The sequence below is a fragment of the Micromonospora jinlongensis genome, from assembly GCF_013410645.1.
In the GTDB taxonomy this organism is placed as follows: Bacteria; Actinomycetota; Actinomycetes; order Mycobacteriales; family Micromonosporaceae; genus Micromonospora; species Micromonospora zamorensis.
The window spans coordinates 4,645,158-4,657,047 of record NZ_JACCHK010000001.1 but is presented as its reverse complement, the minus strand read 5'-3'; the positions used below and the strand labels follow the sequence as shown (position 1 = coordinate 4,657,047).

The following is an 11,890-nucleotide window of genomic DNA, read 5'->3' as shown; positions in this document are numbered from 1 at the left end:
GCCCACTACCGCCGGACAACCGACTGGCGGGTTCGCCGGACCGCCGTACACTGGCATAGATCACTGACCCGGCGCGCGTGGTGTGCGCCCATGGGCGATCTTGCGGGCGATCCGGCGGCACAGCCGCGGCAGGCCATCGCGAAGATGCGCCCCGCTCGAAAGGCATTTGTTGACCACCTCTGCTGACCCCAGCATCGTTACGTCCGTTTTCCACTCAACCCCGGCGACCGACACCGCCTCGGAGCCGCTCGACGCCGCTCTGAGCGAGGCCGGCACCGCGTCGGCGACCGCCGCACAGCCGGCCGAGTCCGCGCCGGCCGAGTCCTCCGCACCGGTCGACTTCGCCTCCCTCGGCCTGCCCGAGCCGCTGGTCCGCGCGCTGGCACAGCAGGGCATCACCAGCCCGTTCGAGATCCAGCGGGCCACCGTGCCGGACGCGCTCGCCGGCCGTGACGTGCTGGGCCGCGGGCAGACCGGTTCGGGCAAGACGCTCGCCTTCGGTCTGCCGCTGATCGCCCGGCTGGCCACCCGCAACCGGGCCCGGCCGATGCGCCCTCGCGCGCTCATCCTGGTTCCGACCCGGGAGTTGGCCATGCAGGTCAACGACGCCCTGTTGCCGCTGGGCAAGGCCGTCGGCATCTTCCTCAAGACCGCCGTCGGCGGTGTTCCGTACGACCGTCAGATCGACGCGCTGCGGCGCGGCGTGGAGATCATCGTGGCCACCCCCGGCCGGCTCGGCGACCTGATCGAGCGGGGCATCTGCCAGCTCGACGACGTCGAGGTCACGGTGCTCGACGAGGCCGACCAGATGGCCGACATGGGCTTCCTGCCCGAGGTGACCGAGCTGCTGGCGAAGACGCCCGCGAACGGTCAGCGGCTGCTCTTCTCAGCCACCCTGGACGGCGACGTCGACGCGTTGGTCCGGCGGTTCATGACCGACCCGGTGACCCACTCCACCGCGCCGTCGACCGCCTCGGTGTCCACCATGGACCACCACATGCTGTTGATCCCGCCGCACGAGAAGTTCCCGGTGGCGGCCTCGATCGCCGCTCGGGACGGTCGGACCATGGTCTTCGCCCGCACCCAGCTCGGCGTGGACCGGCTGGTCGAGCAGCTCGCGGCGGTCGGCGTACGCGCCGGTGGGCTGCACGGCGGCAAGACCCAGCGGATGCGCACCAAGACTTTGGCCGAGTTCCGTGAGGGCCGGATGAACGTGCTGGTCGCCACGGACGTGGCGGCTCGGGGCATCCACGTCGACGGTGTCACCCTGGTGCTGCACGTCGACCCGCCGAAGGACCCCAAGGACTACCTGCACCGCGCAGGGCGTACCGCGCGGGCTGGCGAGTCCGGCGCTGTCGCCACGCTGGTGCTGCCCAAGCAGCGCCGCACCACCCTGGCGATGATGGAGAAGGCCGGCGTCGCGCCGGCCGAAACCCGGGTCCGGGTCGGCGACCAGGCGTTGGCCGAGTTGGTCGGTGCCCGGGAGCCCAGCGGCGTCCCGGTTCGTCTCGAGGCGGAGCCCCGGGGCTACGGCGACCGCTCCGGCGGCTCGCGTCGGTTCGACGACCGTTCCGGCGGCCCGCGTCGGTTCGGTGACCGCACGGGCGGCGAGCGCCGCTACGGCGATCGACCCACCGGTGAGCGTCGCTACGGCGACCGGCCGCAGGGTGATCGCCAGTACGGCGACCGCCCCCAGGGCGAGCGCCGCTACAGCGACCGGCCGCAGGGCGACCGCCAGTACGGCGACCGCCCGACCGGCGAGCGCCGCTACAGCGACCGGCCGCAAGGTGACCGCCAGTACGGCGACCGCCCCCAGGGCGAGCGCCGCTACGCCGACCGGGACACCCGGGGTTACGGCGACCGGCCGCAGGGCGAGCGCCGGTTCGGTGACCGCCCGCAGTTCGGCGACCGGGACGGCCGGCCGACCGGCGAGCGGCGCTTCGGCGACCGGGACGGCCGGGGCGACCGGCCGACCGGTGACCGGCGCTTCGGGGACCGCGACACTCGGGGTGGTTTCCGCCCGGAGAGCCGTGTTCGGGACGACCGTCCCCGCGACGACCGGCCCCGTGAGGACCGTCCGCGTGACGACCGGCGCGGTTTCGGCGGGCGACCGCCAGCGCGTACCCACTGATCCACCGAACGCCGTCGCGGAGCCCAGGCTTCGCGGCGGCGTTCGCGCATGCCCTGCCGATGTCCTCCTGGTCGCGTAACGTCCGGCTCATGCCGACCATGCCGAAGACGATCTTCTGGTCCCGGACGGACACCGCCGGCAGCGAGCAGGTGCTGCTCGACGACAGTCGCGGGTTGGCGGCCCGGGGCACCCTGCTCGCCGTTGACCCGATCCCCTGGACCGCCCGTTACCAGCTGACCACCGCGCCGGACTGGACCACCACCCGGGTCGAGGTCGAGGCGGAAGGGCTGGGCTGGCTGCGCAAGGTGACGCTGGAGCGGGCGACGGACCGCTGGCGGGTGACCACCGCCGAGCAGGGCGACCTGGACGCCGCGCTGGTCGCGGCCGGTCATCCCCGGGCCGGCCTGCCGGGCACCGACGACCCGGACCGGCTGGCCGACGCGCTCGACGTCGACCTGAGCGGCTCACCGCTGTTCAACTCCCTGCCGGTCCACCGGCTGGGGTTGGCCGCCGAGCCGGCCGACCTGGCACACCGGATCACTGTCGCCTGGGTGCTGCTGCCCGGTCTGGAGGTGGTGGCGGCGGAGCAGATCTACAGCGGGCTCGGGCCGGGCCGGGTGCGCTTCGCCAGCGGCACCTTCACCGCCGACATCGATCTTGACGACAGCGGCTTCGTGGTGCGCTACCCCGGGCTTGCCGAGCGGATCGACCCGCGCTGACCGCGCCCGCGTGACTCAGACGGGCCAGGTGCCGCTGGTCAGGAAGCGTTCGATCGTGGCCAGGTAGGGCGTCAGGTCGAGGCCCTGGGCGGCCACCCAGTCGTCGGCGTAGTACGTGTCGGCGTAGCGGTCGCCCGGGTCGCAGATCAGGGTGACCACCGAGCCGGTCCGGCCCTCGGCGAGCATCGCGGCGATCAGGCCGAACGCACCCCACAGGTTGGTGCCGGTGGAGCCGCCCACCCGGCGGCCGAGCACCGCTGAGCCGGCACGCATGGCGGCCAGTGACGCGGCGTCCGGCACCTGGACCATCCGGTCCACCACCGAGGGCAGGAACGACGCCTCCACGGCGGGACGGCCGATCCCCTCGATCCGGGAGCCCTTTCCGGTGCGCACCGACCAGTCGGCGGCCAGCCAGGCCGGGTAGAACGCCGAGTTCTCCGGGTCGACCACGCAGAGCTTGGTGGCGAGCCGGCGGTACCGGGCGTACCGGCCGATGGTCGCACTGGTGCCCCCGGTGCCGGCGCCTACCACGACCCAGGTGGGAATCGGGTGCCGCTCAAGCTCCAACTGGGCGTAGATCGACTCGGCGATGTTGTTGTTTCCCCGCCAGTCGGTGGCCCGCTCGGCGTAGGTGAACTGGTCCATGAAGTGCCCGCCGGAGTCCTCGGCCAGCCACCGAGCCTCGACCACCACGCTTGCGGGGTCGTCCACCAGATGGCACCGGCCGCCCTGGAACTCAATCTGCGCGATCTTCTCGGGCGAGGTGGAGGCCGGCATCACCGCGATGAACGGCAGCCCGAGCATCCGGGCGAAGTACGCCTCGGAGACCGCCGTGGAGCCCGAGGACGCTTCGACGATCGTGGTCTGCGGCCCGATCCAACCGTTGCAGAGGCCGTAGAGGAACAGTGAGCGGGCCAACCGGTGCTTCAGCGAGCCGGTGGGGTGGGACGACTCGTCCTTGAGGTAGAGATCGACCCCCCAGGAGCGGGGCAGCGGGAACGGCAGCAGGTGGGTGTCGGCCGAGCGGTTCGCGTCCGCCTCGACGGCGGCGATCGCCTCCGTCACCCAGGTCCGGCTGGCATCGTCGCAGCGGTCGAGATGAGTCACGCTCGGAAACGTAGCAAGCAGGCCAGCGGTGGTCAGCGCCGGTCCGGCGGCGTGCTCCTACGGTGTTGGCGGCGCTGACCTGCGCGGCCGGCGGCCTGGACGATCGGGGTCAGCGCGACGGCCAGCCCGGGTAGGACGTCCAGCAGGCGCACCTGCGCTCCCCGCCACCGGGGCAGGCTGACCACCGGGCGGGGTCGGCGGGCCAACCGGACCGCCCGGGCGGCCACCTGTTGCGCGGTCAGCATCGACCCGGTGAACGAGGCCACCGCCCCCGGGTCGTCCAGCCGGTCGTGCAGCATCGGCGTCCAGATGCCGTCCGGGCAGAGGCAGGAGACGTGCACCCGCCGGTACCCGGCCATCCGCAGGTCGGACAGGGTGCCGAGGCTGAACGCCAGCAGGGCGTGCTTGCTGGCCGCGTACACCGTCTCGCCGGGCGCGGCGATCAGCCCGGCCAGCGAGACGACGTTGAGCACGTGGCCGTGACCTTGCGCGCGCATCACGGCCAGCGCGGCGAGCGTGCCGTTCATGGCGCCGAGGGCGTTGACGTCGAACACCCGCTGACGGGTCGGGCCGTCGTGCTCCCACGACGGCCCGGTGACCAGGATGCCGGCGTTGTTGACCCAGAGGGCGAGCTCGCCCCGGCCCGCAGCGGTCGCGGCGACGGCGGCGCAGGCGCCCTCGTCCCGGACGTCCAGGGCCGCCGACCAGCCGCCGAGGGGTGCCGCGGCGGAGGCGACCGCCGCCGGGTCGAGGTCGGTGAGCAGCACCGACCAGCCGTCGGCGTGCAGCGCGGTGGCGATGGCGCGGCCGAGGCCTCCGGCAGCGCCGGTCACCACGGCCACAGGACGCACCGGCGGGGTCATCGGCGCACGCTACCGCCGGCGGGGCGGGCGACACCAGGGGTACGCGGCGGTCAGGCCGTGGGCGGGCCGACCGGCTGCGGGCGGTTCTCCCACTTCGTGGAGAGGGCGATGGCAGTGCGGGTGGAGGCGACCCCGGGGGTGCGGTTCAGCCGCACGATCAACTGCTCCAACTCGGCGATCGTGCCGACCCGCGCCTTGAGCAGGAAGGACTCCACGCCGGCCATGAAGTAGCAGGACTCGATCTCGGGCAGCACCCGCAGCGACTCGAGCATGTCGTCGCTGTCGGCGCCGGAGTCCTCGACGATGCCGATCAGCGCGGTGACGCCCAGCCCGATTGACTCCGGGGCCACGTCCGCTCGGTAGCCCCGGACCACGCCGCTGCTCTCCAGCTTGCCGACCCGTTCGTGCACGGCCGGGGCCGAGAGGCCCACCTGTCGGGCCAACTCGGCGTACGAGAGGCGAGCGTTGCCGCGCAGCAGGTCGACGAGGTTCAGGTCGATGGCGTCCACAGAGAGTGACCCTAACCGCTGAGGCATAACGCGAGGTGTTCGGCATCCGTTGGACTGAGCGGTGAGTCACTGTTCGCAAACCGCCGGTCAAGGCAGAGGTAGCACCAGTACCATTACTAACTCCCCACTCAGTGCATTTTTCGCGTTTGGGCGGACAGGCCATGTCCCTGGTGCTGTAATTGCCATACGTCCCTCATGACGGCTCTGGGCTACGCACCAGCCGGGGGCAGTGTGTTCAGCCGGGGGCTTCGTCGACGCGAGGAGGGGGCTGTGGACACTGGAGATCGCCTGCTGACACCGGGTGAGGTCGCCGCGCTGTTTCGGGTAGACCCGAAAACTGTGACGAGATGGGCGGCGGCCGGCCGGATAGGAAGCATCCGGACTCCAGGCGGGCATCGCCGGTTTCGGGAATCCGAGGTGCGAGCCCTGCTTGAGGGGGAGGGCATGCTGGACGAGGTGGATGAGGTCGGAAAGCCACGCAATGTGGGGCCGGCCGCATCCACGGGGCCGGGTCCGGCCAACGCTGGCATGTACTGAACTGGTGCGGACAACGCTACGCGGACCGGACACCAGTCCGGTCCGCGTCCCGCTACGACCGACGAGCGGTGTGGCGGCACGAATTGAGCAGTAGGCCGGCTCAGGTCCGGGTCGCGCCGAGCTGCCCGGACCACCGACGGAACAGGGTGTGTGGGACGCCGAGCGCGTCGAGCACCTTGCCGGCCACGAAGTCGACCAACTGCTGGGCGGTGGCGGCGGCGCCAGCCCCGTAGAAGCCAGGGCTGGCCGGCAGCACCACCGCGCCGGCGTCGTGCAGCGCGATCAGGTGCTCCAGGTGGCTGCGGGTCACCGGTGTCTCCCGGGGGACCACCACCACCGGGCGGCGTTCCTTGAGGTTGACCTCGGCGGCGCGCTGCAACAGATCCTTGGAGAGCCCGATCGCGATCCCGGCGCAGGCTGCCGTGCTCGCCGGGACCACGGCCATCCCGCGTACCCGGTAGGAGCCGCTGCTCGGCCCGGCGGCCAGGTCGCCGGCCGGCCAGTGCCGCACATCCGCCCCGGTCAGGTCCCGGTCGAGCCAGGCGGACAGGTCCTCGGCCCAGTGCCCGTCGCGGAACGATCGGCCGGTCTCGTCGAGCACGGTGAGTCGTGCCGCGCGGGACACGATCAGGTCCACGGGCTCGCCCGCGTCGAGCAGTCCGCCGATGACGGCCGCCGCGTACGGCGTACCGGAAGCGCCGGAGACTCCGACCACCCATGGTTCGCGCATGCCCCCAGCCTGCCTGGTCCGGCCGGGCGCCGTGCCGTGGCCCCCCGCCCTCGCCCCTCCGCCGTCCTCCCGGCCCGCGACGGACATCATCGACAGCCGATTTCTGACATGCTCGGATGGGGGGAAAACCTCTGTGCGGCAACCGGAGGGACGGTACGACCGATGACGGTGGCGGCAGCCCGCGCACTACGTGCCGAGTGTCCCCTTCCCCCGCGGTGCTCGCCGCATGCCGAGGCGACCCAGGAGTGGCTGGCGGGCTGGGTGCGCCGCTTCGACCTGCCGCTGGACGACGACGAGCTGTCTCGGCTGGATGCCGGTCGCATCGCCTGGTACGCGGGTCGGCTCTACCCGGACGCCAGCGCCGCCGACCTGCGTACGGTCGCCGCCCTCTGGACGTGGTTCTTCCTGCTCGACGACGCCTGCGACGGACCGCACGGTGCGAGTGGCGCGGACGTCGCTGCCTTGCGGGACGGCGTGCTCCACGTGCTGCGCCACGGCCCCGGCGCCCGCACGCCAGGGTTCCGGGGACCGCTGCGCCGGATGCTCGCGGACGCCTGGCAAGCGCCGCGTGCCCGGATGCCCCCGCCCTGGCAGCAGCGCTTCGCCGACGCGGTCGCCCACCACCTGGCAGGCGACCGGACGGAGGCGGAGAACAAGACCAGGGGCCACGTCCCCGCTGTCACCGAGTACGTTGCGCTGCGCCGCGCGACCTCGGCGGCGTACGTGTCGTACACCATGATCGAGTTCGTGACCGGTCACGCGCTGCCAGACCCCGTCTACCACCACCCGGCGCTACGGGCGCTGGCGGCAACCGGCAACGACCTGCTCTCCTGGTTCAACGACCTGGTGTCGTTGGAAAAGGACCGGGTCACCTCGGGCGGGCACAACCTGGTGCTGGCCATCGCACGGGAGCAGCGCCTGCCGGACGAGCAAGCCGTGGAGGCGGCGGTGGCCCGCTGGCGCACGGCGATGGGCCGATTCATGGAGCTGCGAGCCACGATCCCGTCCTTCGGCCCGGAGCTGGACCGGGCGGTGGCCGCGCACGTCGAGGGAGTCGCCCGCTCGGTGCGAGGGACGATCGACTGGTCGATGGAGAGCGCCCGGTATTCGGCATCCCGGAGCTGACGGGTCGAAGGGTCCGCCGATGAGGACGCAGGCCCTAGGCGCGCAGCCCCAGCCGCACCACAAGATCGAGCAGGGCGAAGACGAACAGCGCGATGCCGACGAAACCGTTGGCGGTGAAGAACGCCCGATTGACCTTGCTCAGGTCGGTCGGCGTGACCACCAGGTGCTGGTAGCCGAACGCGACAGCGGTCAGCACCAGCCCGATCCACCAGAGCCAGCCGAAGCCGATCAGCGCGCCGAACCAGACGAACAGCCCGAAGGTCACCACGTGCGCGACAGTGGAGGCGTGCAGGGCGAAGCGCCGACCGTACCGGGCCGGCACGCTGTGCACGCCGATCTCCTGGTCGATCTCGGAGTCCTGGCAGGCGTAGATCAGGTCGAAGCCGCCGATCCACAGCCCGACCCCCACACCGAGCAGCCAGGCCGGCCAAGAGCCGTCCAGGGTGCCGGTGACGGCCAGCCAGGCGCCGACCGGGCCGACGGCCTGGGCGATCCCGAGGATGGCGTGCGGCCAGTTGGTGAACCGCTTGGCGTAGGGGTAGACGACCAGTGGCACCACGGCCAGCGGCGCGAGCACCAGGCAGAGCGGGTTGAGCAGGGCGGCGGCGGCGAGGAAGACCACCAGCGCGACGGCCGCGCCGGTCCAGGCCGTCCGCACGCTCACCGCCCCGGTCACCAGTTCCCGGCCGGCGGTACGCGGGTTCCGCGCGTCGATCCGCCGGTCGAGGATCCGGTTGGCGGCCATCGCGAACGTCCGCGCCCCGACCATCGCCACGGTGATCAGCAGAAGGTCCCACCAGCGCACCCGCCCGCCGTTGACCTGCATGGCGCTCAGCGCCGACAGGTACGCGAAGGGCAGCGCGAACACCGAGTGCTCGATCGCGACGAGCTTGAGGAAGGACTTGACCCGGCCCGGCTTCTCGGCCGGTGCGTCGAGGACGGCCATCAAAGCCCGTACTCCTTCCAGCGCTTGTCGACCAGGGCGGTGACTTCCGGGCTCATGCGCATCTCCTCCGGCCAACCGCGGGTGTAGCCCTCGGTGGGCAGCTTGCGGGTCGCGTCGACGCCGGCCTTGCCACCCCAGAACTGCTGGTACGACGCGTGGTCGAGGTGGTCGACGGGCCCTTCGGTGAGCAGCAGGTCGCGGCCGTAGTCGACGTTGCCGAAGGCGCGGAAGGCGACCTCGTTGTAGTCGTGCACGTCGCAGTCCTCGTCGACGATCACGATGAGCTTGGTCAGCGACATCATGTGCGCGCCCCAGATCGCGTTCATCACCTTCTGGGCGTGCTTCGGGTACCGCTTGCGGATCGACACGATCGCGCAGTTGTGGAACACCCCGGCGGCGGGCAGGTCGTAGTCGACGATGTCCGGGATCAGGAAGCGCAGCAGCGGCGCGAAGATCCGCTCGGTGGCCTTGCCGAGACCGTGGTCCTCCTGGGGCGGCTGCGACGTGACGATCGAGTGGTAGACAGGGTCGCGCTGCATGGTCATGCACTCGATGTGCATCACCGGGAACGGCTCCACCGGGGTGTAGAAGCCGGTGTGGTCGCCGAACGGGCCCTCCGGCAGCCGCTCACCCGGCTCGATGTAGCCCTCGAGGACGATCTGTGCGTGCGCCGGCACCTGCAGCGGCACGGTCAGGCAGTCGACCATCTCGACGCGCTCGCCGCTCAGGAACCCGGCGAACAGGTATTCGTCGATGTCGGCTGGCAGTGGCGCGCTGGCCGAGTATGCGACGGCGGGGTCGGCGCCGATGGCGATCGCCACCGGCAGGCGCTGCCCGAGCCGCTCAGCGACCGCGTGGTGCGCCGTGGAGTTCTTGTGGATCTGCCAGTGCATGCCGATGGTGTTGCGCGAGTGCTGCTGGAGCCGGTAGAGCCCGAGGTTGCGCTTACCGGTCTCCGGGTGCTTGGTGTGGGTCAGCCCGAAGTTGTGGAAGATCCCGCCGTCACCCGGCCAGATCTGCAGGCCCGGCAACCGGTTGAGGTCGACGTCGTCGCCGCGGTAGACCACCTGCTGGCAGGGGGCCGTCTTGACCTTCTTCGGCGGCATCGACTTGAGCTGCATGACCTTGCCGAGCCCGCCCATCATGCCCGAGAAGCCCTGCGGCAGCTCCGGCTTGAGCAGCTCGCCGATGCGCGCGCCGATCTCGTCGAGGTTCTCCACCCCGAGGGCCATCGCCATGCGCTTCTCGGTGCCGAACAGGTTGATCGCCACCGGCATGTCGCCCCGGGTCGGGCGCTCGAAGAGCAGCGCGGGGCCGCCGGCCCGCACCGTGCGAGTGACCACCTCACTGATCTCCAGGGTGGGGTCGACCGGGACGTCGACCCGGCGCAGCTCCCCCGCGCGCTCCAGCGCCGCGAGGAAGTCCTTGAGATCGGTGTACGGGAAGCCACGAGCCGCCATGTCGCCAGTCTCCCGCACGGGGTACCGAACGGCCCAAGCCGGGTGCTGTGACACTCGCGATGACCCAGTCGGCTGCCGGTCAGGAGGCTCGGCCCGCATCTTGATCCACTCGCGTTTCCGGAAGTCGGGGTGTCCACTGACCCGGGATGACCCGACTTCCTGAAACGCGAGTGGATCAACGGTCAGGACGCAGAACTCGCAGGCATGGTGGGCGGTCGAGCGGGTAGCCGGGCAGCCGGCGGCGGGCAGCCGGCGGACGGAGGCGGCGATGGACGCGGAGCGGGTTCCGGCGGGGTTCACCGAGCAGCGGGCGCGGGTCGGCCAGATCTCCATGAACTACGTCCGTGGCGGCAGCGGCCCACCACTGGTCCTGCTGCACGGGTATCCGCAGTGCTGGCACATGTGGCGGAACCTGCTGCCCGAGTTGGGCCGATCCTTCGACGTGGTCGCACCCGACCTGCGCGGCTTCGGGGGCAGCGACGCCCCGGCCGGCGGGTACGACAAGAAGACCGTCGCCGCCGACCTGCACGGGCTGCTCGACCAGCTCGGCCTGGTCAGTGACCTCCGGTTGGTCGGGCACGACCTGGGAACCATGGTGGCGTACGCGTACGCCGCCGCCCATCCGCAGCGGGTGAGCCGGCTGGCGCTCACCGAGGCACCGATCCCCGACGAGACCATCTACACGTTCCCCGCGCTCACCTCGGCCGGACCCGGTGTGTGGAACTTCGGCTACTTCTCGATCGGCAACGGGCTTCCGGAGGAGTTGGTGCGTGGGCGGGAGTCGCTCTGGGTGGACAAGTTCACCGACGCCCTGATGGTGCGCAAGGGCAGCATCGCCGCCCCCGACATCGAGGAGTTCGCCAACCATCTGCGCGACCCGGCGCATCTGCGGGCCAGCTTCGCCTACTTCCGTGCGTTCGAGCAGGACATCGCCGACAACGCGGCGTACCGGGACACGAAGCTGACGATGCCGGTGCTGGCCGTCGGCGCGGCGGCCAGCCTCGGCGGGCAGGTCGCCGAGCAGGTTCGCCGGTACGCCGACACTGTCCGCGGCGAGGTGATCGAGGACTGCGGGCACTGGTTGTACGAGGAGCGCCCGGACGAGATGCTCGCCCTGCTGCGGGACTTCCTGGTGTGAGCCTGGGCAGCGACCCCGTCGCCGCCCGTCAGCGGTCAGGCTGCGGGCGTCCAGGCGTGGGCGGACAGGGGCGGGTCGAGCGGCGCGCGGGTGAGCCGGTTGGCGAAGGTGGACATGGTGTACGCGCCGACGCCGAGCACCACGTCCAGCGCGTGCCGGGGCTGGTAGCCGGCGGTCAGGAAGTCGTGCAGCTCGTTGTCGGGCACCGCGCCCCGGTGCTTGAGCACAGCCAGCGTAAATCGGCGCAGTGCCTCCAGTCGTGGGTCGGGCAGCTCGGCGTCGGAACGCAGCGCGGCGATCAGCTCGGGGGTCGCGTCGAGTCGGGTGAGCGTGCCGGTGTGCAGGGCGACGCAGACGTGGCACTCGTTGGTGGTGGCGACGGCGAGGACGACCACCTCCCGCTCCAGGGGCGTCAGATCGGTCTGCTCGAAGCCCGCGTTGGCGGTCAGGAAGCCGGCGAGCAGTTGTGGTGACTCGGCCATCAGCGCCACCGGGGTCGGCAGCCAGCCGAACCGGCCCTGCACCCCCTCGATGGCCCGCCGGGCGGCGGCGGGTGCGGTTTTGGCGGTGTGCTCGGTGAAGACGGACACGGTTACCTGCTTTCGACAGCGTCGGTCGGGAGGGT

12 protein-coding genes are annotated in these 11,890 nt (G+C 71.6%); 5 read left to right on the top strand and 7 right to left on the bottom strand.

The genetic code is table 11. The features are described 5' to 3' along the window. The first annotated feature begins 169 nt into the window (after nt 1–169). Together HNR22_RS20790 and HNR22_RS20785 are read left to right on the top strand one after the other, a co-directional pair. Complete coding sequence (locus HNR22_RS20790) at nt 170–2,131, top strand: DEAD/DEAH box helicase (RefSeq protein ID WP_425488070.1); 1,962 nt, start codon at nt 170–172, stop codon at nt 2,129–2,131. Nucleotides 2,132–2,229: 98 nt separating this feature from the next. Then, a complete protein-coding gene (locus HNR22_RS20785) occupies nt 2,230–2,850 on the top strand; it encodes a putative glycolipid-binding domain-containing protein (RefSeq protein ID WP_179783649.1) in 621 nt (206 codons plus the stop codon). A gap of 15 nt (nt 2,851–2,865) precedes the next feature. Here the strand turns inward: HNR22_RS20785 and cds1 are convergent, their stop codons facing one another. The 3 genes from cds1 to HNR22_RS20770 are packed head-to-tail and all read right to left on the bottom strand — an operon-like array spanning nt 2,866 to nt 5,329. Further along, nucleotides 2,866–3,957 carry an L-cysteine desulfhydrase Cds1 gene (gene cds1 / locus HNR22_RS20780; protein ID WP_179781743.1) on the bottom strand — a complete coding sequence of 364 codons (1,092 nt, stop codon included), beginning with the start codon at nt 3,955–3,957 and terminating at the stop codon, nt 2,866–2,868. Nucleotides 3,958–3,989: 32 nt separating this feature from the next. After that, nucleotides 3,990–4,820, bottom strand: a complete 831-nt coding sequence (locus tag HNR22_RS20775) for an SDR family NAD(P)-dependent oxidoreductase (RefSeq protein WP_179781742.1) — start codon at nt 4,818–4,820, stop codon at nt 3,990–3,992. 50 nt (nt 4,821–4,870) lie between these two features. After that, the gene (locus tag HNR22_RS20770; protein WP_088951087.1) at nt 4,871–5,329 is read right to left on the bottom strand and encodes an Lrp/AsnC family transcriptional regulator; all 459 of its coding nucleotides are present in this window, start codon (nt 5,327–5,329) and stop codon (nt 4,871–4,873) included. A 270-nt stretch (nt 5,330–5,599) separates the two neighbouring features. Between HNR22_RS20770 and HNR22_RS20765 the strand changes: the two genes are divergently transcribed. Continuing rightward, nucleotides 5,600–5,866: a BldC family transcriptional regulator gene (locus tag HNR22_RS20765; protein WP_007454516.1), complete on the top strand. Its 267-nt coding sequence runs from the start codon at nt 5,600–5,602 to the stop codon at nt 5,864–5,866. A gap of 100 nt (nt 5,867–5,966) precedes the next feature. Here HNR22_RS20765 and HNR22_RS20760 read toward each other — a convergent pair whose 3' ends face one another. After that, on the bottom strand, nt 5,967–6,596 hold the full coding sequence (locus HNR22_RS20760) for a UbiX family flavin prenyltransferase (RefSeq protein ID WP_088951086.1): 630 nt from the start codon (nt 6,594–6,596) through the stop codon (nt 5,967–5,969). A 162-nt stretch (nt 6,597–6,758) separates the two neighbouring features. Here HNR22_RS20760 and HNR22_RS20755 point away from each other — a divergent pair, with 162 nt between their 5' ends. Then, nucleotides 6,759–7,721, top strand: coding sequence for a terpene synthase family protein (locus HNR22_RS20755; protein ID WP_179781741.1), 963 nt, complete (start codon nt 6,759–6,761; stop codon nt 7,719–7,721). 34 nt (nt 7,722–7,755) lie between these two features. Here the strand turns inward: HNR22_RS20755 and mqnP are convergent, their stop codons facing one another. Next, nucleotides 7,756–8,667: a menaquinone biosynthesis prenyltransferase MqnP gene (mqnP, locus tag HNR22_RS20750; protein WP_099849853.1), complete on the bottom strand. Its 912-nt coding sequence runs from the start codon at nt 8,665–8,667 to the stop codon at nt 7,756–7,758. Continuing rightward, on the bottom strand, nt 8,667–10,127 hold the full coding sequence (locus HNR22_RS20745; RefSeq protein ID WP_099849851.1) for a menaquinone biosynthesis decarboxylase: 1,461 nt from the start codon (nt 10,125–10,127) through the stop codon (nt 8,667–8,669). Before HNR22_RS20745 ends, mqnP begins: the two co-directional genes overlap by 1 nt. 268 nt (nt 10,128–10,395) lie before the next feature. Here HNR22_RS20745 and HNR22_RS20740 point away from each other — a divergent pair, with 268 nt between their 5' ends. After that, nucleotides 10,396–11,265, top strand: coding sequence for an alpha/beta fold hydrolase (locus HNR22_RS20740; protein WP_179781740.1), 870 nt, complete (start codon nt 10,396–10,398; stop codon nt 11,263–11,265). 35 nt (nt 11,266–11,300) lie between these two features. Here the strand turns inward: HNR22_RS20740 and HNR22_RS20735 are convergent, their stop codons facing one another. After that, nucleotides 11,301–11,855 (bottom strand): carboxymuconolactone decarboxylase family protein, encoded by a 555-nt coding sequence (locus HNR22_RS20735; protein WP_179781739.1) that lies wholly within the window; start codon nt 11,853–11,855, stop codon nt 11,301–11,303. Nucleotides 11,856–11,890 lie beyond the last annotated feature (35 nt).